The organism is Bifidobacterium castoris (assembly GCF_003952025.1).
Lineage (GTDB): Bacteria > Actinomycetota > Actinomycetes > Actinomycetales > Bifidobacteriaceae > Bifidobacterium > Bifidobacterium castoris.
Map to the genome: position 1 here is coordinate 1 of NZ_QXGI01000004.1, position 19500 is coordinate 19500.

General features: G+C 63.5%; 21 protein-coding genes and 1 rRNA gene. 14 read left to right on the top strand and 8 right to left on the bottom strand.

The window, feature by feature from the left end:
* Positions 1-115: ribosomal RNA gene (rrf, locus tag D2E22_RS05545) — 5S ribosomal RNA — on the top strand; the annotation flags it as partial.
* 1099 nt (positions 116-1214) lie between these two features.
* Here rrf and D2E22_RS05550 read toward each other — a convergent pair.
* The 4 genes from D2E22_RS05550 to D2E22_RS05565 form a co-directional block, all read right to left on the bottom strand.
* On the bottom strand, positions 1215-1409 hold the full coding sequence (locus tag D2E22_RS05550; RefSeq protein WP_126032125.1) for a helix-turn-helix domain-containing protein: 195 nt from the start codon (positions 1407-1409) through the stop codon (positions 1215-1217).
* A 181-nt stretch (positions 1410-1590) separates the two neighbouring features.
* A complete protein-coding gene (locus D2E22_RS05555; protein ID WP_126032126.1) occupies positions 1591-1905 on the bottom strand; it encodes a hypothetical protein in 315 nt (104 codons plus the stop codon).
* Between the two features lie 123 nt (positions 1906-2028).
* Positions 2029-2280: a hypothetical protein gene (locus D2E22_RS05560; protein WP_126032127.1), complete on the bottom strand. Its 252-nt coding sequence runs from the start codon at positions 2278-2280 to the stop codon at positions 2029-2031.
* Positions 2277-2549, bottom strand: coding sequence for a hypothetical protein (locus tag D2E22_RS05565; RefSeq protein WP_126032128.1), 273 nt, complete (start codon positions 2547-2549; stop codon positions 2277-2279). Before D2E22_RS05565 ends, D2E22_RS05560 begins: the two co-directional genes overlap by 4 nt.
* Before the next feature lie 94 nt (positions 2550-2643).
* Here D2E22_RS05565 and D2E22_RS05570 point away from each other — a divergent pair, with 94 nt between their 5' ends.
* Positions 2644-3141, top strand: coding sequence for a hypothetical protein (locus tag D2E22_RS05570; RefSeq protein WP_126032129.1), 498 nt, complete (start codon positions 2644-2646; stop codon positions 3139-3141).
* A 456-nt stretch (positions 3142-3597) separates the two neighbouring features.
* Here the strand turns inward: D2E22_RS05570 and D2E22_RS05575 are convergent, their stop codons facing one another.
* Positions 3598-4155: a 3'-5' exonuclease gene (locus tag D2E22_RS05575; protein WP_126032287.1), complete on the bottom strand. Its 558-nt coding sequence runs from the start codon at positions 4153-4155 to the stop codon at positions 3598-3600.
* Positions 4156-4396: 241 nt separating this feature from the next.
* Positions 4397-5059, bottom strand: a complete 663-nt coding sequence (locus tag D2E22_RS05580) for a GNAT family N-acetyltransferase (RefSeq protein ID WP_126032130.1) — start codon at positions 5057-5059, stop codon at positions 4397-4399.
* Between the two features lie 311 nt (positions 5060-5370).
* Here D2E22_RS05580 and D2E22_RS05585 point away from each other — a divergent pair, with 311 nt between their 5' ends.
* The 11 genes from D2E22_RS05585 to D2E22_RS05635 all read left to right on the top strand — a co-directional run bounded on the left by D2E22_RS05585 (position 5371) and on the right by D2E22_RS05635 (position 16625).
* The gene (locus D2E22_RS05585; RefSeq protein ID WP_126032131.1) at positions 5371-6795 is read left to right on the top strand and encodes an APC family permease; all 1425 of its coding nucleotides are present in this window, start codon (positions 5371-5373) and stop codon (positions 6793-6795) included.
* A gap of 237 nt (positions 6796-7032) precedes the next feature.
* Positions 7033-8031, top strand: coding sequence for a ketopantoate reductase family protein (locus D2E22_RS05590; protein WP_126032132.1), 999 nt, complete (start codon positions 7033-7035; stop codon positions 8029-8031).
* 167 nt (positions 8032-8198) lie between these two features.
* Positions 8199-9074: a MetQ/NlpA family ABC transporter substrate-binding protein gene (locus tag D2E22_RS05595; RefSeq protein ID WP_126032133.1), complete on the top strand. Its 876-nt coding sequence runs from the start codon at positions 8199-8201 to the stop codon at positions 9072-9074.
* 9 nt (positions 9075-9083) lie between these two features.
* On the top strand, positions 9084-10244 hold the full coding sequence (locus D2E22_RS05600) for a methionine ABC transporter ATP-binding protein (protein WP_126032134.1): 1161 nt from the start codon (positions 9084-9086) through the stop codon (positions 10242-10244).
* The gene (locus D2E22_RS05605) at positions 10241-10900 is read left to right on the top strand and encodes a methionine ABC transporter permease (RefSeq protein WP_126032135.1); all 660 of its coding nucleotides are present in this window, start codon (positions 10241-10243) and stop codon (positions 10898-10900) included. Before D2E22_RS05600 ends, D2E22_RS05605 begins: the two co-directional genes overlap by 4 nt.
* A gap of 77 nt (positions 10901-10977) precedes the next feature.
* Positions 10978-12138, top strand: coding sequence for a pyridoxal phosphate-dependent aminotransferase (locus tag D2E22_RS05610; RefSeq protein WP_126032136.1), 1161 nt, complete (start codon positions 10978-10980; stop codon positions 12136-12138).
* Positions 12139-12320: 182 nt separating this feature from the next.
* Complete coding sequence (locus D2E22_RS05615) at positions 12321-12977, top strand: amino acid ABC transporter permease (RefSeq protein ID WP_126032137.1); 657 nt, start codon at positions 12321-12323, stop codon at positions 12975-12977.
* Positions 12964-13638, top strand: a complete 675-nt coding sequence (locus D2E22_RS05620; RefSeq protein ID WP_126032138.1) for an amino acid ABC transporter permease — start codon at positions 12964-12966, stop codon at positions 13636-13638. Before D2E22_RS05615 ends, D2E22_RS05620 begins: the two co-directional genes overlap by 14 nt.
* On the top strand, positions 13631-14488 hold the full coding sequence (locus tag D2E22_RS05625) for an amino acid ABC transporter ATP-binding protein (protein WP_126032139.1): 858 nt from the start codon (positions 13631-13633) through the stop codon (positions 14486-14488). Before D2E22_RS05620 ends, D2E22_RS05625 begins: the two co-directional genes overlap by 8 nt.
* A gap of 79 nt (positions 14489-14567) precedes the next feature.
* Positions 14568-15473: a cysteine ABC transporter substrate-binding protein gene (locus tag D2E22_RS05630; RefSeq protein ID WP_126032140.1), complete on the top strand. Its 906-nt coding sequence runs from the start codon at positions 14568-14570 to the stop codon at positions 15471-15473.
* 222 nt (positions 15474-15695) lie between these two features.
* Positions 15696-16625 (top strand): SPFH domain-containing protein, encoded by a 930-nt coding sequence (locus D2E22_RS05635; protein WP_126032141.1) that lies wholly within the window; start codon positions 15696-15698, stop codon positions 16623-16625.
* Positions 16626-16727: 102 nt separating this feature from the next.
* Here D2E22_RS05635 and D2E22_RS05640 read toward each other — a convergent pair whose 3' ends face one another.
* Both D2E22_RS05640 and murI read right to left on the bottom strand, forming a co-directional pair.
* Positions 16728-17576 carry a patatin-like phospholipase family protein gene (locus tag D2E22_RS05640; RefSeq protein ID WP_126032142.1) on the bottom strand — a complete coding sequence of 283 codons (849 nt, stop codon included), beginning with the start codon at positions 17574-17576 and terminating at the stop codon, positions 16728-16730.
* A gap of 14 nt (positions 17577-17590) precedes the next feature.
* Positions 17591-18391 carry a glutamate racemase gene (murI, locus tag D2E22_RS05645; RefSeq protein WP_126032143.1) on the bottom strand — a complete coding sequence of 267 codons (801 nt, stop codon included), beginning with the start codon at positions 18389-18391 and terminating at the stop codon, positions 17591-17593.
* A gap of 143 nt (positions 18392-18534) precedes the next feature.
* Here murI and dapF point away from each other — a divergent pair, with 143 nt between their 5' ends.
* Positions 18535-19428 carry a diaminopimelate epimerase gene (gene dapF / locus D2E22_RS05650; RefSeq protein ID WP_126032144.1) on the top strand — a complete coding sequence of 298 codons (894 nt, stop codon included), beginning with the start codon at positions 18535-18537 and terminating at the stop codon, positions 19426-19428.
* Positions 19429-19500: the final 72 nt, after the last annotated feature.

Consider the following 19500-nt stretch of genomic DNA (forward strand, 5'->3'; position numbering starts at 1 on the left):
CGGCGGTCACAGCCCAGGGGAGACGCCCGGTCCCATTCCGAACCCGGAAGCTAAGACCTGGCACGGCGATGGTACTGCACCCGACAGGGTGTGGGAGAGTAGCACGCCGCCGCACCCACACTTCACAAGAAGAGCCCACCACCACGGCGGGCTCTTCTGCTATCCAACCCAACTGAAGGCTATCACCTTCACGCTCAACCACCAATCACGGAACCAACGGCATACCGGGCCATTTGCCTTGACCGCCCAGTACCAAACGGATACCGGTCAGTTCCACAGACTCCACATGCATAGTCCGGCGGCGAACCATGGTATACCATATGAGGTCGGGTGCTCCCCGCAAGCGTGGTGTATGGATCTCTCGATTCTGAATCGGACAGTGAAGGATATCCGCGGACTGCTCGACTGCGACGGTCTGCAGCTGATCAAACATCCTAATGAGTCTGATGAGCAGGAGTCTCTCGAGACATTTGCCGGCAAACCGCGACGCGGTTGGAGCAATGCTGCGAAATACCGACGTGCGCGACGATATGGGAAGAGACCGGGAGAATGATAATGATATGGTGGAGGAGGAGATGTGAAGCGCGCCGTGAAAAGTGAATGAAAAATGCTTCTCGCTGATCAATGATATGTTGGAAACACAGGGATTTCTTAGCGTGCTCCCCGCAAGCGCGGGGATGATCCGGCGTCGGCCACACGTACGTGAAATTCTTCTGGTGCTCCCCGCAAGCGCGGGGATGATCCCCGGGCGCCGACCCCATCGACTGGTCGAGCCGAGTGCTCCCCGCAAGCGCGGGGATGATCCTCGACCGGTCCCAGATGCGTGCGCAGCATCATGGTGCTCCCCGCAAGCGCGGGGATGATCCCAGCTCGATGAACTTATGTGCCGTCGTTAAACGAATCGGCGCACCGTCATCGATCTGCACAACCACGGCACAGTTAACCGTAGTCACTGAGAGCGCGTGCTCGTTGACTTGTAAGCGTCCTTCAACCTTGATATGCTTAGCTATTGAAATACCTTTCAGGTAGGGCCTGAAAAGCAATACCCCCAAGGTGACACTTGGGGGTATTTTCATACCCTTCAGGCGGTTGGTGCATTACAGGCGCCGCGCGTGTCCACGCGACTTAACCACAAGCGGCAGAGCCGCCCATGATTCGCGCGCCAGTCCGGTTACGAGCCGGTAGAGCTAAACCCACTGGCGCTCGGACGATTGCTAATCGTCCAACAGTTTGCGCAAGTCCTTGACTTTGAGAGCGTCCGCGAGCTTGAGCGCCTTGCCAAGCGTCATGTTGGTGATTGGCCTATCGCCGCGCTCGTAATCCGCGTAGTAACCCTGAGACATGCCCGCTTGCGAGGCGAGCTCTGTCTGAGTTAGGTGCCTTGCTGTACGTAGCTCACGTAATCCCATCTCAGTTCCTTTCGGTCGTCTCTATGGTATATCGCGTGGCTGCGGGGGTGCTCGCGTTTTTCGCTACGGTATCGCGTCCGTCTGTGCTCCCCGCAAGCGCGGGGATGATCCCGGTTCGAGGGACGCGGCGTGCGCCTCGATTTCCTCCAGACTCGTGCCGCGCAGCACATCGGCCGGCACCCTAGTCTTCTTCGCAACCTGCGCACGCCATTGCTCTTGCTGTCGGGCGGCCTTGTATCCGGCGTTCTCCTGCTCGAGCTCGGCAATACGCTTGGGCGGTCTTCTCCGCGTCGCTCATCTGCGCCTCCTTGAGCTTCTTGAGCTCCTCGGAATCAGCGAAGCTGGCCTTGGCGCGGTCCTCCCATTTGCGTGACTGGGCGACCGCCTCCCTGTATTTCGCCTCCCAGTCCGTGGATGCGTCCTGTGTGCCCTGCGGCTCGTCGACGTTCTCGTTCTGGGTACCTGTCCATGTCGGCTCCTGTTCACTCGGGCCCATGCGGGCATGAAAAAGCCCGCCATGCGACGGGCTCCAGTGGACTGCACCGGAATCGAACCGATGGGGCAGCCCTTTCAGTCCTGGTATGCAAAAGGCCTCCAAGAGTGGAGGCCTTGCGTTGATTCACTGATTCGCGAGTGGATACTCTTCCTTTGATCTACCGTAGAAGATGCACCAGCAGAGCCATCGGTACAGCTCTTCATCAGAGACATCGATAGAGGTGTCCTCGATATTGAGAAACGGTTCATGAAACTTGCTGTGGTATACTATTGACGCGTTTCCGGTGGCATTTTGCAACGTATTCCAGTCAAGGCCATCGGCGAGAAACCGTTCAAAACTATCAGTGCGAGCAGCGTCAAGTCCAGAGTTTTTCATGCCAGCACCTCCTTCACCATGGTATTGAATATTGTAACCGATTGTGGGAAATACTGCTCTATCAGCTCATACGCCTTTGGGTTCGCGAGCTGGGCGTCCATGATTTCCGCCCATGGCTCGGCGCAGGCATGCGCGAAATCGGAAAAATACCCGTTGCCATGCCCAACAGATCGTGGATAGTCATCGCCTAGAGCGGCCTGCGGATATGTTTCGCGATGTTCCTCATGACTTCGTCGTCGTTGATTGACCTTACAACGCATATTCGTCATTACGCAAATCAGATTACGGAATACTGCACAAAAACAACACAGTGGTAGGGTATCGTTCCCTATATAAGGAAAATGGAAACAGAAGGGGACCATCATGTTCTTCATATGGCTTGGCTGCATCATATTCAGCATCTGCGCGCTCGTCGGCGAATACCTGCTGATACGGATCGCAGTCCGAGACGGCATCGACACATCCTCAACCGCCGACTGGCGAGAGATGTACGTTTTGGAACAAGATCGAGCCAAGGAGTCGATGCCATCTTTGGACAGCATGCTCAAGGACGCCGCCGAATCATCTCTCGTCAAGTCATTGCCTGTCGATCAACGTAACGCAGAGATCGAGCGCATCGTCTCCCGCCGGGCCCGCAAGGTCGTACACGAGGCAAGGAACAAGCGGTCCACGCTCACCATTGTCGGCATCGTCGCCGGTGCGGCAGTATCCGCCCTCATGGTGTTCGGTGGCCTGTCCGCCCAAGCGCATAGCAAGAAGTCCGAATACAATTACACCCCATATCCCTCGCACTCGTCCACATACGATCCGACGGACAGCACATACGAGGACTATCTCGATGCGTTGAGCCGTTCCAACTAGTGCTTAGTGCTATGCTATTCTGTGATAAAACTGGGCATGGTCCAGTTCAGTGAAGGCCACTCCCCTTGTATGGGTGGGTGGCCTTCACCGCATGTAGATTAGCCCTCCGGTTTGTGCGTGCCGAAACGGTAGTGGCCTAGAGAGCTATATATTTGCCATCGTAGTGTGCCATATAGAGGCGGTGTGGCTCCAACAGGCATTAATCATAGCATATGGTATAATCCCGCCAGCACATCGACCTCGACCGGCATGTGCTGGTGTTCCCCGCAAGCGCGAGGATGATCCCAAGGGAACATTCTTCAGTGTCCCCATCGCTCGTACTGGCTGCGCGCGCTCAAGCTGCCCGCGTCGGACGGCTCACAGGCGGTGGACGAATCAGATGGTCTATATCATGAAGGCCTCGGACATATCCTGTCCGAGGCCTTCATGATATAGACCGCACGCCGGTTGTACGCGTCAGCCCTGGGGGAGGACGGCGGCGTCGCAGGAGATGTAGCGGCGCTGCCATTCAAGGCACTGGTAGGTTTGCGTCGCATCCGAAAGCGCGCGGTGCTCTTCGACGTCGGCGATGCCGTAACGCTGGATCAGATCGACGAGACGATGCCGTTCCGAGGGGAACAGATGCTTGTCGATCGTCATCGTGTCCAATGTCGGACGCATGAAATGGTTTGTGAAACCCAATACGCGGTGCTCGGCCTCGGCGAGGAAGCCCATGTCGAAGCGGATGTTATGGCCGATGACGACGTCGTCATCGAGGAAATCGATGAACGGGCCGAGCACGGCCTCGAGCGACGGCATACCCTCGACCATCTCGTTGGTGATGCCGGTCAGTCGTGTGATGTTGGGTGTGATGAGCGTGCCTGGATCGACGAGCTGCTCGAAGGTGTCGACAATCCTGCCGTTGCGGATCTTCACCGCACCGATCTCGGTGATGCGATCACGCTGCGCGCTCAGACCGGTCGTCTCCAGATCGAGCGCCGTGTAATCCTTCGGTATGCGTTCGGCTGGCCGGATGACTACGGACATCGTGATTCCTCTCTGATATCCAACGCATCGGCGACCCTCCGTCGGCTGCCTTGTACGGGTATCGGCCGTGCGCTGCTCCCATGTTGTTTCCAGTGCCGAGTCTAATGTACAACCGCCGGGAACGCGGCGTGAGTTCCAGTTTATGCGCAAGGTGTTCGCAAATCGCAGACGGCAGGGACTCAGCCGTCCCGTTTCCCTGTCCGGTATCCGGCCGCCCGGTCGGCAACGGTTATCTGAGCACCGGGAACTGCGCCGTGATGGTGTGTCCGTGGTCCATGTACGACGTCGTCTCCTCCATCGCCTTGCGGATGTTGCTCGCCGTGATGTCATAGGCCTCGTCGATCTCGTCGCCGTCGGCCTGCCGGCCAAGCCGCAGCCGCATCTGGTACCATATCGCGTTGCCGTGCGTCGAGGCGCTCGGGCCTTCGTCTACGAAACCGAAGCCCTGATAGAAGCCGATGAGCCGCTCCTTGCAGGCAAGCACGATGCCGGCGCGGTGGGCGATCGCCGAATCGAGGATGACGCGGCGCATCAGATAGGCCGCGCAGCCACGATGCTGGTAGACCGGCGCCGTGTCGACGCCGAGGATCATCTGCCAGGAACCGTCCTCGTCATGCAGGTCGGCCTGCTCGTACATCGCGTCGGTCAGATCGGCGACGTTGGTCGTCATGCCGTTGATGAAGCTGACGAGCATGCCGTCGGCGAGACGCGCCGGGAAACAGGCGTCCGATGCGTCGGCGTCCGGGTTGACGAGCAGCCAGAAATGCTCCGGATACGTCTCGATGCGATTCGCGAGCCTTTCGATGTCCGCGGCCTCCTTGGGAGGGAAACACGCTGATTCAATACTGGAAAGAGCATCGAGGTCGTCCAAAGTTGCATGACGCACAAACATAGGCATCATCGTCTCTCAAGGCATAGTCAAAAGCGCAGGGCGGACCGCCTGTGTGCCGCATGGACGAACACGGCGCCGGGTAGCGCGATATGGACGCCGGCGTTTTCGACGCTGTGAGGAAAACCCCGGCGTGAGGGGAACCGGCGCCGGGCCGGTGAGCTATATTACACGTAGAACGGTCAGGCCCCGCCACGGGAGGACCGACACGCCATACGCATCCGCCGCGCATGGCGCACGTCGTCGTCGCGGCGCGCGGGCATGACGCCGCAAGCGTGGGAACGCCACCAATATGTATGAAGGAGCGAGGAATCATGTCCGGGAACGTACAAGGCACAGGGCAATCCGCCGTCAGGACGGGGACGACGGGCAAGATCGACGGCTCCCAGGCGACCGCGACGAAATCGGTCGTCAAACGAACGCTGACGACGAAGGACCTCATCGTCTTCGGCATGATCTTCATGGTGCCGATCGCGCCGTTCTCGATCATCGCATCGGTCGCCTCCGTATCCCACGGCATGCCGGCGGTCGCCTATCTCATCGCGATGGTCGCGATGCTGTTCACGGCATTGTCCTTCGGCATGATGGTGCCGTTGTTCCCTTCGAGCGGCAGCATCTACATCTACGCGTCGCATGAGATGAACGGATCGGTCGGCTTCGTCGTCGGATGGCTGATGATCCTGCAGTATCTGATCACGCCGGCGATCATGCTGCTCATGGCGGCGAACGCGCTGCACGAGTATCTGCCGCATATCCCGGTATGGGTGTGGTGCGTAGGCTTCCTCGTCGTCATCACGGCGATCGCGATGCGCGGCATGGGCGCCACCGTCCTCGTCGACAAGCTCGCGCTCGCGGCCGAGCTCATCGTGCTGGCGCTGTTCTTCGTATTCGGCGTCATCTACGTCTGCAAGCATCCGCAGACCGCGCACTTCTCCGGCACCGCGTTCTTCAACCCCGGCAAGTTCGACATGGGCGCGATGATGAGCGCCGTCTCGCTGTGCGCGCTGTCCTATGTGGGATTCGGCTCGATCGTGACGCTCGACGACCAATGCGTGCGTCCGAAGAAGGCGCCGGGCAAGGCGATGATCATCATCGTCCTCATCCTCGGCTTCCTGTACATGTCGATGAGCTTCCTGACGATGTGCATGGATCCCTCCGGCAACATCCTGCAGGCGAACCAGAACAGCGGCTTCTACGAGGTGGCCGGACTCGCCGGCAAGTGGCTCGGCGTCGTCTGCGCCGTCGCAAACGCGCTCGCGCTTGGCCTGTTCACGTCGCTGTCCGGCATGACGGCGATCTCGAGCCTCATGTACACGATGGCCGTCGACGGCGGCCTGCCGAAGTTCCTCGCCAAGTACGACAAGAAGACGAACGTGCCGGTCGGCGCCACGCTGTTCACGGCGGCCGTGAACCTCGTGCTCATCTTCGTGTTCATCCTCCTGGGCCAGAACACGGCGGCGAAGGTGAGCAACTTCGGCGCGCTGTCCACCTATTGCATGCTCAACATCGTCGTCATCTGGGGCTTGGGGGTCAAGGCGCGCGGCTACCGCGGCCGTTCGTTCTGGCGTACGATCCTGTGCCCGCTCATCGGCGCGGTCGTGACCTTCGTCATCTTCATCTCCCTGGGCTGGACCGTGTGGATCATCGGGCTGATCTGGACGGCGCTCGGCATCATCTATTACCTTGTGTGGACGAAGGGCATGCATCGCACGATGGACCTCGAACGCAAGGTCGCCTGACCATATCCCTCCATATTCGGCAAGTGCCGCCACGATATTTCCGTCGTGGCGGCACTTGTTTTTCTGGTTGATTGGCGCGTTCGCACGCATGTTGAGCATCGTATCGATTTTTGCTATAGCGCCGCCGCCGTTTCGGCTTGTGAAGTGCCGTACAGTGTGTCACGCAGGCACGGCAGAGGGTCTGCGCACGACGGACAATACGTTCGGATAAGCGACATATGCAAGGAGGAACGGCACATGAAATACGCGATCCTCGGGGCCGGCGGCATGGGCATCCAGTACGGTGTGCTGTTGCAGGAGCATGCGCACGCCGACGTCGACTTCATCGACGCGTGGACGCCGAACGTCGAACGGATACGCGCACAGGGAGGCGCGTATGTGTCGCAGGACGGCGAAGGTCGCCGCCTTGTGCCGATTGACGTGTACTACCCGGAGGAGTACGACGGCGACCCCGACGTGTGGATCGTCTTCGTCAAGCAGCATCAGCTCCCGGAGCTCCTCGAGCGCGTCGGCGGACGCATCCGCCCGCGCCACCATGTGTTCTCGGCGATGAACGGCTACGGCCACTTCGAACATCTCGCGGAATACTTCGCGAAGGACCATATCTATGGCGGCACGGCGCTCATCGGCGCGTACGTCTACGGTCCCGGCGATTTCAACTTCACCGGGGGCGCCCATGCGAAGGCGATGCACATGTGCGCGTACGACGGCCACGATGCCGCCGACGACCCCGTCGAACTCGCGTTGTACCGCGATTTCCAGGCGGCGACGCTCAATCCGACGATCGTGTCGCATTTCCTCGGCATGTGCTTCGCGAAGATCGTGTTCAACTCGGTGCTCAACACGTTGTGCACGATGTACGAGATCCGCTTCGGCGAATTCGCCGAACACCCAAGCGCCCCGGTCCTGACGCGCCGGCTCGTCGACGAGGCGTACACGGCGGCGGAACGCGCCGGCATCACGCTTCTCGGCACGAGGGAAAGCGAGGTGGAGACGATAATGCATACGGCCGCGGTCGCGCACCCCTTGCATTATCCGTCGATGTACCAGGACCTCACGAGGTGCCGTCCGACCGAAGTCGACTACATCAACGGCTACATCGCACGCCTCGGGCGCGAACACGGCGCGCCGTGCCCGCTCCATGAGTTCGTGACGCACGAAGTGCATCTCGCCGAGCATGCGTTCGCGATCCACCATCCCGACATCGCCGCGCAGCAGGAGGCGGACGGGCGCTGAGAGGCGGCGGGGTCCGAAAACCGGCGACGGACGGCCGCTGCGTGGCCCACGGCACGCGGCGGCTTGGGCGAACACACCCGAAACCAAACGTGAAACATAACGTGGAACAAAACGACGCATACAGGAACACCACCATCCGAGCAAGCATCAAGGAGACGACAACCATCATGACGACGAAGCAGCGCATCCACACGCTCATCCGCACGGCGGCCGCCGTGCTCGCCGGCGCGGTCATCATCGCGAACAGCGCATGCGGCGGCGCGAGCAGCGCATCGGCCGAGCAGATCCCGACGCCGAAGGACGGCGAGACGACGGCGATCACGGTCGGCGTATGCCCCGGGCCGTACGGGGAGATGATCGACGAGGTCATCGCGCCGCTCCTCAAGGACGACGGCTACGTGCTGACGACGAAGACCTTCAACGACTACGTGCAGCCGGACAAGGCGCTCGCAAGCGGCAAAATCGACGCGAACCTCATGCAGCACGGCAACTACCTGAAGAAGTTCAGCGCCGACAACGACCTCGACCTCGTCTCGCTCGGACAGACGCCGACGCTCGGCCTCGGCGTCTACTCGAAGAAGTTCACGTCAATCGACGACATCGCCGACGGCGCGAGCATCGCGGTCGCGAACGACGGATCGAACCTCGCGCGCAGCCTCGGCGTCCTCGAGCAGAACAAGCTCGTGACGCTCAAGGACGGCGTCGACGCGACGAAGGCGTCGGTCAACGACATCGCCAACAACCCCAAGCACCTCGACATCAAACCGATCGACGCGGCACAGCTCGCGCGGTCGCTCGATACCGTCGACGTCGCGCTCGTGCCCGGCAACTACTCGTGGGCGGCGGGGCTCGACCCGAAGGACGCGCTCGCGCTCGAACGGCAGGACGACGGCGTCATCGAGGTGTTCGCGGTCGCGGGGACGAACAAGGACACGCATTTCGCGAAGACCGTCAGCGAACTGCTCGGCAGCGACGAATTCAAGAGCGCGATCGCTGCGAGCCGCTTCAAGGACTTCGGCAAGCCGGCGAGCTGGAACGAGTAGGGGGAGACGATGGCGGACATCATCACCTTGGACGACGTCTCGGTCGTCTTCGAAAGCGACGGACTCCCCGTCGAGGCGGTCAGCCACGCGAGCGTGCACGTCGAGGAAGGCGAGATCTTCGGGATCGTCGGCTTCTCGGGCGCCGGCAAATCGACGCTCGTGCGCACGATCAACCTCCTCGAACGTCCGACGTCGGGCCGTGTCCTCATCGACGGGCGCGACGTGACGGCGTTGCGCGGGGCGGCGCTGCGTGAACTGCGCAGCCGCATCGGCTTCGTCTTCCAGAGCTTCAACCTCATCGACAACGTGACCGTCGCGCAGAACATCGCGTTCGCGCTCAAGGCGGCGCATGTGCCGAAGGCGCGGCGCCGGCCGCGCATCGAGGAGCTGCTCAGGCTCGTCGGGCTTGAGGAGAAGATCGACAGCTACCCGTCGCAGCTTTCCGGAGGGCAGAAGCAGCGCGTGTCGATCGCGCGCGCCCTCGCGAACCATCCGCGCATCCTGCTGTGCGACGAGGCGACGAGCGCGCTCGACCTGGAGACGACCGAGGAGATCCTCGCGCTGCTCAAGCGCATCAACGCCGATCTCGGAGTCACGATCGTCTTCATCACGCACCAGTTCGACGTCGCGAAGGCGATCTTCGACCACGTCGCCGTCATGGAACACGGCGTCATCGTCGAACAAGGCACGACCTTCGACGTGTTCGGCTCACCGCGCCACGAGACGACGCGCGCGCTCGTCGAACGCTACCTCGGCGTCGCGATCCCGAAGCGGCTCGTGCCGCAGCTGCCGTCGGGGCGCCTCATCGAACTGCGGTACAAGGACGAAGGCGCCTTCGAACCGCTCATCAGCGACGTCTCGCGGCGTTTCGAGGTGTCGATCAACGTCCTGCACGGCAATGTCGGTTACTTCGGCACACAGGCGATCGGCACGCTCATCGTGCTAGTGAGCGCACGGCAGGAAGGGCAGCGGGGCGCGTTCATCGTGCAGGCGGCGATCGACGAGCTCACATCGCGCGTCGCCGATGCGCGCGAACTGAGCGTCGCGCTCAACGACGACATCGGCGCGAGCGTCGACGAGATCTTCGCGGACGATGCATACGGCACGGAGCCGTCGGCGCATGCCGCTGACGCGTACGACGGCGACGCGCATAAGGAGGTGCTCGCATGAACGACACGATTGAGATCCTCAGGGAGAACCTGGGACAGGCGCTGTGGGACACGTTCACGATGGTCGGCATCGCGACTCTCGTCGGCGTCGTGTTCGGCACGGCGCTCGCGATCCTGCTGTTCCTCACGCAACACCGGCTGTTCACGCCGAACAGGATCGTCAACGAAGCCGTCGGATTCATCGTCAACGCGATCCGTTCGATGCCGTTCCTCATCCTGCTCGTCGTGCTGATCCCGCTCATCCAGCTGATCATCGGCGACCCGTACACGCCGGCGGGAGGCGCGATCGCACTGTCGATCGCGGCGATTCCGTTCTTCGCGCGCGTCGCCGAAAGCGCGTTCCAGGAAGTGGACGACGGCCTGCTCGAAGCGGCGATCTCGACCGGTGCGCCGGTGCGGCAGATCATCTTCGGCGCCGTGTTCCCGCAGGCGCTGCCCGGCTTCATCCGCGGCATCGTGCTGACGATCATCTCGTTGCTCGGCTATTCAGCGATGGTCGGCACGATCGGCGCCGGAGGCATAGGCGACCTTGCGATCCAATACGGCTACAACCGCTATGAGACCGGCGTCCTCGTCGCCGTCGTGCTGCTGCTCGTCGCCGTCGTGCAGCTCATCCAATGGGTCGGCGACCGCATCGCGCTCAAGGTCACGCATTAAGCGGCGCGCGGGGCATATGCCCCGCGGACGGCGGTGGCGACGGACAAGCAAACGGACAACAGGAAAGGAGCGGCGTCATGGGCGTGCGGTTCTCGACGGTCACGGCGAACATGCCGGCGAACGTCTTCGAAAGGATGGACAGGAAGGTGGCGGCCGCGCGCGCCGCAGGCTCCGACGTCATCGACCTGTCGAAAGGCAATCCGGACGGATTCCCCGAAGCCTTCATCCGCGAGGCGGCGCGCGCGGGCGTCGACGAGCCGCTCAACGCGCGCTACACGCCGTTCGACGGCAAACGGCGGTTCCTCGACGCCGCCGCCGGATGGTACGCGCGTGAACACGGGGTGACGCTCGACGCGTCACATGAGCTGTTCGCCGTCGAAGGCGCCGTCGACGGGCTTGCGACGCTTTTCAGCGTCCTGCTTGACGCGGGGGACACGGTCGCGTTCGCCGATCCGTACTACCCGTCCTACCATTGCATGGCCGCGCTGCGTGGCGCGCACGAGCTGGCTCTGCCCGCGTGCGCCGAACTCGGCTGGCTGCCGGACCTCGACGCCGTGCCCGCGCACGAATGGGACGACGTGCGCGTCCTTGTGCTCAACTATCCGAACAATCCGACCGGCGCGCAGGCGCCCGCCTCGTTCTTCCGTCGCGCGGTCGAACTCGCGCACATCCACGATTTCGTCGTGCTGCACGACTTCGCGTACGCGGGACTCGGCGTCGACGCCCAACAGGTGAGCCTGCTCGCCGCGGTCGGCGTCGACGAACGCGCGGTCGAGGTGTGCTCGCTTTCGAAGATGTATGCGATGGCCGGGTGGCGTGCCGGGTTTATCGCCGGTAGTGAACGCATAGTTGACGTCGCGAAGGAATTCCATTATCAAATGGGTTCCATGATCACTTCATTCGTACAGGACGCCGGCGCGTCGGCTCTGGAAAGCGACCAGAGCTGCGTGGCGCGGCTCGCGGCGCGTTATGCGGCGCGCCGCGCCGTCGTCGCCGGCGGCCTGCGCGCATTGGGGTACGATCTGTTTGATTCCCCGGGCGGACTGTATGTATGGATGCATGCGCCGCAAGGGCTTGACGGCGACCGCTTCGCCGATATGCTCCTCGAACGCGCCGGCGTCGCCGTGCTGCCAGGATCGTGCTTCGGGCATGCGGGCGCCGATTATGCGCGACTGAGCCTGCTGCAGCCGGGCGAACGCCTCGAGGAGGCCGTGCGCCGCATCGGCCGGTGTTGTTGACGGACGTTCCGTCGGCGTGAAACCGTCCCTGGGGGGGATGCCCGAAGCCGGGCACATGCGTGGGGACGTCCATCATTGATAGCCACATAGTGGAATATCATGTCAAACAGCAATAATCATCGGTCACACTCTCGGGAGGTCCACGCGACCTGACCCGACGGCAGCGAAGGAGGTCTCGGCGGATGCTCGACTGGTCGTTCATCGGGCGTTATGCTTCGTTCTTCGTGAACGGCGCGTGGATGACGCTGTTCATCTCCGTGTTCGGCATCGCGCTCGCCATCGTCACCGGCGCCGCATGCGCGGCGATACAGACGGCGCACGTCCCGGTGCTGCGCCAGATCGTCGCCGTGTACATCGAGGTCAGCCGCAACACGCCGTTGCTCGTGCAGCTGTATTTCCTGTATTTCGGCCTGCCGAAGCTCGGCTTCGTCTGGTCGGCGGAGATGTGCGCGATCATCGGCCTGGGGTTCCTCGGCGGCTCGTACATGGCCGAATCGATGCGCGCGGGGCTGCAGGCGGTGCCGCAGATCCAACGCGAGAACGCGTACATGCTCGGCTTCAACCGCAGGCAGACGCTCATGCGCGTCGTCATCCCGCAGGCGATCAGCGTCTCGACGCCGGGTCTCGTCGCGAACGTCATCTTCCTGATCAAGGAATCGTCGGTCGTTTCGGCGATCGCGCTCGCCGACGTCATGTACATGGCGAAGGACCTGATGGGCATCACCTACGACACCTACGAGGCGCTGTTCATGCTCATCGTGACCTATCTGGTCATCCTGCTGCCGATCTCGATCCTCGGCACATGGCTCGAGAGGAGGTTCGACTATGCAAGGCGCTAACATCCTGCTCGAACCGGGCGTCTTCCCGCGTCTGCTGCAGGGCCTGTGGGTGACGATCTGGATCGCCGTCGTCTCGGTGGCGCTGAGCGTGCCGGTCGGGCTCGTCTGCGGATGGCTGATGACGCTGCGCAACCCGGCCATCCGGTTCGTCATGCGCGTCTACCTCGATTTCATCCGCATCATGCCGCAGCTCGCGCTGCTGTTCATCGCGTACTACGGCATCGCGCGCGCATGGAACTGGAACCTCGACGCGACCGGCGCCTGCGTGCTCGTCTTCATCCTGTGGGGTGGCGCCGAACTCGGCGATCTGACGCGCGGCGCGCTGCAGTCGATCCCCGAGGTGCAGCACGAGACCGCGTACATGCTGGGGCTGAGCAACTGGCAGGCCTTCATCCATGTGATCCTGCCGCAGGCCGTGCGCAGGCTGCTGCCGGGATCGGTCAACCTCGCGACGCGCATCGTCAAGACGACGTCATTGGCCGTGCTGCTCGGCGTCGTCGAGGTGATCAAGGTCGGCCAGCAGATCATCGACGCGAACCGCTTCCAATATCCGACGGGCACGCTGTGGGTCTACGGCGTGATCTTCCTGATGTACTTCATCGTGTGCTGGCCGCTGTCGCTCGTGGCGCATGCACTGGAGAAAAGGTGGGCGAATGACTGAAACGACTGAGCGTACCGGACGCGACGAAACGATCGCGCTCAAGGTGACCGATCTGAGGAAGCATTACGCGGACGCCGAGAGGAACGTGTTCGACGGCATCTCCTTCGAGGTGCCGAAAGGCAAGGTCCTCGTCATCGTCGGCCCCTCTGGCTCGGGAAAATCGACGCTGCTGCGCACGATCGCCGGCCTCGAGCCGATCCAGGGCGGCACGATCGCGCTCGACGGCGACGTCATCGAGACCGGCCGCCCCGGCAACGAGAAGAGCGGCCGCGTCAAGCGCAGCGAGGAACTGCGCACGAAGTTCGGCATGGTGTTCCAAAGCTACGACCTGTTCCCGAACAAGGACGTGCTCGGCAACATCACGATGGCGCCGCTGCTCGTGCAGAAACGCAAGAAGGACGAGGTGGAGCGCGAGGCGCTCGAGCTTCTCGAACGCGTCCATCTGGCCGACCGTGCGCATGCGAAACCGCATGAGCTATCGGGCGGCCAACGCCAGCGCGTCGCGATCTGCCGCGCGCTGATCCTGCATCCGGAGATCCTGCTGCTCGACGAGATCACGGCGGCGCTCGACCCCGAGATGGTCCACGAGGTGCTCGAAGTCGTCGTCGAACTCGCCGACGCCGGCCAGACGATGCTCATCGTCACGCACGAGATGAGCTTCGCGCGCGCGATCGCCGACCGCGTCATCCTGCTCGCGGACGGCAGGATCGAGGAACGCTCGACCGACGCCGAGGAGTTCTTCACGCACCCGAAGACCGAGCGGGCCAGGGAGTTCCTGCACTCCTTCGACTTCGTCCGTCACCGCAGCCAGAAGGCGGAGCGCGACCTGCAGGAGTTCGACGCCTCGTGAACGCGCGGCGGCGTCGCGATCAGGATTTGTGGCCACACGGAACACAGAACACGTAAAGAACACGGAGAAAGGAACTCAGATGAGCTCATCCACTTTCAAACAGCTGGGCAAGGCGATCGCGGCGGCCGGCGCCGCCGTCATGATGGTGACGGCGGTCGCGGCCTGCGGCCCGTCGGCGTCCACGCCGAGCGAAGCCGGCTCCTCCGACACGTCGAACACGACGACGGCGAAGGCGCGCACGCTCGACGAGATCAAGAAGTCGGGCGAACTGCGCGTCGCCGTCTTCTCGGACAAGGCCCCCTTCGGCTATGTGGACCAAGACGGCAAGTACGCCGGCTACGACATCGAATTCGCCGAGGCGCTAGCCGACGGGCTCGGCGTCAAGCCGGTCTACACGTCGGTCGACCCGGCGGCCCGCGTCGACGTGCTCGCGTCGAACAAGGTCGACGTGACGCTCGCGAACTTCACCGAGACGCCGGAGCGCGCCGAGAAGGTCGACTTCTCGAAGCCGTACATGAAGGTCTCGCTCGGCATCGTCTCGCCGGAGAGCAACGAGATCACTGACGTCAGCCAGCTCAAGGGCAAGACGCTCATCGTCGCGAAGGGCACGACCGCGGAGACCTACTTCGAGGAGAACCATCCGGAGATCAAGCTGCAGAAGTACGACCAGTACGCCGACGCCTACAACGCGCTGCTCGACGGACGCGGCGACGCGATGAGCACCGACAACACCGAGGTGCTCGCATGGGCGAAGGCCAACAAGGGCTTCAAGGTGGGCGTCACCGACATCGGCGACGTCGACGTCATCGCCGCCGCCGTGCAGAAGGGCAACACGCAGCTGCTCGACTACATCAACGACGAGATCGTCAAGCTCGGCAAGGAGAACTTCTTCCACAAGGACTTCGAGAAGACGCTCAAGCCGGTCTACGGCGACGAGGTCAACCCGGACGACATCGTCGTCGAAAGCGGCGAACTCGAGCAGTGACCCTGCGCCGCCGTGACGTCGGACCGTCGGCATGACGGCACTGCGGTTCGTGTGAACGGCCCCGCGCATCCGAACGACGGATGCGCGGGGCCGTTCACACGATATGGGCGGCCGTTTGCGCCGGACGGTTCCGGCTCCCGGAACCACCGGGCGCCGGCGGCCGCCGACACGGTACAGTGGAGGTGTTGTGCCCGCGCGGGCACAGGAAATGAGGTAACCACCATGAACCCAGGTACGATTGCCCTGATCGTCGTCGCCGTCCTGTTGCTCATCGTGCTGTTCTGCTCGTGCTACATCGTGCCGCAGCAGCAGGCGTACATCATCGAACGGTTCGGCAAGTTCAAGAAGGTGACCTTCGCCGGCATCCATGTGAAGATCCCCTTCGTCGACCAGATCGCGATGAAGACGAACATGCGCGTGAGCCAGCTCAACGTCAAGATCGAGACGAAGACGCTCGACAACGTGTTCGTCGAGATCGTCGCGAGCACGCAGTACCGCGTCAACGCCGCGGACGTGGCGAAGGCGTACTACGAGCTGCGCGACCCGGCCGGCCAGCTGCGCGCCTACATGGAGGACGCGCTCAGGAGCGCGATCCCGATGCTCACGCTCGACGACGCCTTCGCGAAGAAGGACTCGGTCGCCGCCGATGTGCAGCAGACCGTCGGCGCCGAGATGGCTCGCTTCGGCTTCACCGTCGTCAAGACGCTGATCACGTCGATCGACCCGAGTCCGGCCGTCAAGGCGGCGATGGACTCGATCAACGCCGCGCAGCGCGAGAAGGAGGCGACGCGTCAGCGCGCCGAGGCGCAGCGCATCCAGATCGAGACGCAGGCGGCGGCCGAGGCCGAGAAGGTCCGTCTGCAGGGCGAAGGCCAGGCGAACTACCGGCGCGAGATCGCGACGGGCATCGTCGACCAGATCAAGAGCCTGCAGGCCGTCGGCATGGACATCACCGAAGTGAACAACGTCGTGCTGTTCAACCAGTACCTCGACGTGCTGCGCTCGCTCTCCGACTCGCGCAACGGCAAGACCGTCGTGCTGCCGGCGTCGACGCCGGGCGGCTACCGCGACCTGTATGAGCAGATGACGAGCGCGATGCTTACCGCGCAGGAGGATGCGCCGGCGTCGCCATCGCCGGCTCCGCGCGTCTGACCGGCGTCTGCCGGACAAGCCGCGGGGTCCACGACCGAATCGATTGCGGACCCCGCACCGTTTTGCGTTTCGTCCGTTCGCACCCGTACCGGCGCGGATGCCTCAGGAGGCGAGGAACGCGGCGATCGGCCCGGCCGCCGCATAGCCGGCGCGGTACATGCGCTCCAGGCCTTCGTAGGTCTTCGACATCGTCGACAGCCCGTAGAGGTCCTCGGGGGCGAGGATCAGCACGCGCCCCTCCTCCTCGTAGCGTTTGGCGAGCGCGACCTCGTCGTTGTAGGTGCGGTAGCGGTTGAGCAGCGCCTCGGCTGCGGCCGGATAGGAGTGGGAGAGCAGCCTGGCCGGTGCGACGTCCTTGTGCTGTTCGCGCAGCACGTCCTTCAGGCGCGTCAGCACGACGACGATGCGGTCGTAGCCGGCGTCGACGGCGCGCTGCACGGGGATAGGGTCGGCGATGCCGCCGTCGAAGTACGGCACGCCGTCGATGACGACCGGCTTGCAGGCCACGGGCACCGCCGACGACGCCTTGAGGACCGTGTAGTCGTCGTAATGCATGTCGTGCTTCGTGAAATAGCGCGCCTCGCCGGTCAGGCCGTCCGCGGCGACGACGTCGAGGCCGGTCGGATTCGCGGCGAAGGCCTCGTAGTCGAGCGGATACTCGCCGTCATGGTTGCTCAATGTGCTGTAGACGTAGTCGAGGTCGCAGTAGTTGCCGGTGCGCACGTAGGCGTCCATGCTCGCGTATTCCTTGCGGAACGCGTATTCGGTGTAGAAACGGTGCGTGCGCGTGTTCTGCCCGGCGATGAACGACGTGAGGTTCGCGCTGCCGGCGGAGATGCCGTAGGCGTGGTCGAACGCGATGCCTTCATCGAGGCAGCGGTCGAGGACGCCGGCGCCGAAGATCGCGCGGAAACCGCCGCCGACGTCGATGATTGCTGTGCTGTTCGTCATTCGAGCATTGTACGTCACCGCTGCAGACCGGTTTCGCCGCCGGTGCGCAGCAGCTGTCCGGCGAGCGCGGCGACACGCGGCGACGGGTCGGAGTTCGCGAGCGCGACGCCGCCTTCGGCCGTTTCGGGGGCGAGCGCGCCGAGCGATTCGAGGATGACGTCGAGATGATGGACGGTGCCGGCGTTGCCGTCGACGATCGCGACGGTGTCGGGCAGCAGTTCGCGGAAGTAGTCGCGGTAGAAGATGAAGTGGGTGCAGCCGAGCACGACGGAGTCAATCGAGTCGAGGTCGTAGCGGTCGAAGTAGCCGTGGAGCGTGCGCATGACGAGGTCGTGGTCGGCGAGGCGGCCCTGTTCGACGATGCGGACGAGCTCGGGGCACGGCTGCGGGAGGATCGTGTGGTCGGATTCGAAACGGCGCATGAGCGCGGCGAACTTGCGTTCCCTCAACGTCAACGGCGTGGCGGCGACGATGACGCGCTGGCGGCGCCCATGGCCGCGCTCGCAGGCGACCTTGAGCGCGGGCTCCATGCCGATGATCGGCAGGTCGTAACGGTCGCGCAGCCCGGCGGCCGCGGCCGACGTGGCCGTGTTGCAGGCGATGACGATCGCCTTGGCGCCCTGCGCGACGAGCTCCTCGACGATATGCCCGGACAGTTCGCGCACCTGTTCGGGCGTCTTCGTGCCATAGGGCGCGTGCGCGGAGTCGCCGAAGAACACGATGCGCTCATGCGGCATCTCGCGGCGGATCTCGCGGACGACGGAGAGGCCGCCCAAGCCGGAATCGAACACGCCGATCGGAGCCGACGAAGCCATGGTGGTGCCTCCTGACAGAGCCGTTGCGCGCGTGAAGGGGGCGCGCCTGACATGCGTCATTATACGAAGCGCCGCGCATCGCCGCGAGCGGCGGTACGCGTATCGGTGAACCGACGGGAGGCTGTGCGGGTACAGTGGGGCGTATGAGCATTGCAACGACGGTATACAAGACGCAGGGCACCGGCAACGACTTCGTCATGTTCGAGGACATGGACGGCGACTACGATCCGCAGCCCAAGGAGATCGCGGCGATCTGCGACAGACGCTTCGGCATCGGCGCCGACGGGCTGATCCGCGTCACGAGGCCGCAGTACGTCAAGGACATCGGCGAGGAGGAGCTCAAGGCCTTGACGGACGGCGGCGTCGAATGGTTCATGGACTACCGCAACGCCGACGGTTCGATCGCGCAGATGTGCGGCAACGGTTCGCGCGCGACGGCGCTGTTCATCCGCACGATGCACGGCATCGACGGCGACGAGCCGCTCAGGCTCGGCACGCGCGCCGGCGTCAAGACGCTGATGCCGATGCCCGACGACGACGAACTGGGCGTGCATCTGTTCCGCGTCGACATGGGCGCGTGGAGGATCGGCGACGTCGACGCGCACGTCGTGACGGTGGAGGGCTCCGACGGCGCGGGCAAGGGCACCTTCGTCGACATGGGCAACCCGCACGTCGTGACCGTCGTCGAGGACGCGTTCAGCACGTTGCCGGTGCTCGAGGACATAGACCTGACGTCGGCGCCGGTCGTGACGCCGGCGATCGACGAGGGGCAGAACGTCGAGTTCGTGCGCATCGACGAGATCGACGCCGGCGCGGACCACGGCGAGGCGACGATGCGCGTGTTCGAACGCGGCTGCGGCGAGACGCTGTCCTGCGGCACCGGGCTGTGTGCGTCGGCCGTCGTGTTGCATGCGAAGACCGGCGTCAACCATTGGCGCATCACCGTGCGTGGCGGCAAGGTGGACGTCGACGTGACCGGCGATGACGTCATGCTCACCGGGCCGGCGGCGATCGTCGCGAAGGTCGAGATGCTGTGAGCGCGGCGCGCGGCGTCAAGACGGGGGACGGCCGCGCCCGCCATGCTTCGGCCTCGCGCGCGGGGAGGGCGC

Bases quoted from the DNA above. Each gene is read 5' to 3' on its own strand.
- D2E22_RS05635 (WP_126032141.1), top strand. From the start codon at position 15,696: ATGAACCCAGGTACGATTGCCCTGATCGTCGTCGCCGTCCTGTTGCTC.
- D2E22_RS05615 (WP_126032137.1), top strand. From the start codon at position 12,321: ATGCTCGACTGGTCGTTCATCGGGCGTTATGCTTCGTTCTTCGTGAAC.
- D2E22_RS05610 (WP_126032136.1), top strand. From the start codon at position 10,978: ATGGGCGTGCGGTTCTCGACGGTCACGGCGAACATGCCGGCGAACGTC.
- D2E22_RS05590 (WP_126032132.1), top strand. From the start codon at position 7,033: ATGAAATACGCGATCCTCGGGGCCGGCGGCATGGGCATCCAGTACGGT.
- D2E22_RS05560 (WP_126032127.1), bottom strand. From the start codon at position 2,280: ATGAAAAACTCTGGACTTGACGCTGCTCGCACTGATAGTTTTGAACGG.
- D2E22_RS05620 (WP_126032138.1), top strand. From the start codon at position 12,964: ATGCAAGGCGCTAACATCCTGCTCGAACCGGGCGTCTTCCCGCGTCTG.
- D2E22_RS05580 (WP_126032130.1), bottom strand. From the start codon at position 5,059: ATGTTTGTGCGTCATGCAACTTTGGACGACCTCGATGCTCTTTCCAGT.
- D2E22_RS05565 (WP_126032128.1), bottom strand. From the start codon at position 2,549: ATGACGAATATGCGTTGTAAGGTCAATCAACGACGACGAAGTCATGAG.
- D2E22_RS05595 (WP_126032133.1), top strand. From the start codon at position 8,199: ATGACGACGAAGCAGCGCATCCACACGCTCATCCGCACGGCGGCCGCC.
- D2E22_RS05625 (WP_126032139.1), top strand. From the start codon at position 13,631: ATGACTGAAACGACTGAGCGTACCGGACGCGACGAAACGATCGCGCTC.
- D2E22_RS05605 (WP_126032135.1), top strand. From the start codon at position 10,241: ATGAACGACACGATTGAGATCCTCAGGGAGAACCTGGGACAGGCGCTG.
- D2E22_RS05570 (WP_126032129.1), top strand. From the start codon at position 2,644: ATGTTCTTCATATGGCTTGGCTGCATCATATTCAGCATCTGCGCGCTC.
- D2E22_RS05640 (WP_126032142.1), bottom strand. From the start codon at position 17,576: ATGACGAACAGCACAGCAATCATCGACGTCGGCGGCGGTTTCCGCGCG.
- D2E22_RS05600 (WP_126032134.1), top strand. From the start codon at position 9,084: ATGGCGGACATCATCACCTTGGACGACGTCTCGGTCGTCTTCGAAAGC.
- dapF (WP_126032144.1), top strand. From the start codon at position 18,535: ATGAGCATTGCAACGACGGTATACAAGACGCAGGGCACCGGCAACGAC.
- D2E22_RS05585 (WP_126032131.1), top strand. From the start codon at position 5,371: ATGTCCGGGAACGTACAAGGCACAGGGCAATCCGCCGTCAGGACGGGG.
- D2E22_RS05555 (WP_126032126.1), bottom strand. From the start codon at position 1,905: ATGGGCCCGAGTGAACAGGAGCCGACATGGACAGGTACCCAGAACGAG.
- D2E22_RS05550 (WP_126032125.1), bottom strand. From the start codon at position 1,409: ATGGGATTACGTGAGCTACGTACAGCAAGGCACCTAACTCAGACAGAG.
- D2E22_RS05630 (WP_126032140.1), top strand. From the start codon at position 14,568: ATGAGCTCATCCACTTTCAAACAGCTGGGCAAGGCGATCGCGGCGGCC.
- murI (WP_126032143.1), bottom strand. From the start codon at position 18,391: ATGGCTTCGTCGGCTCCGATCGGCGTGTTCGATTCCGGCTTGGGCGGC.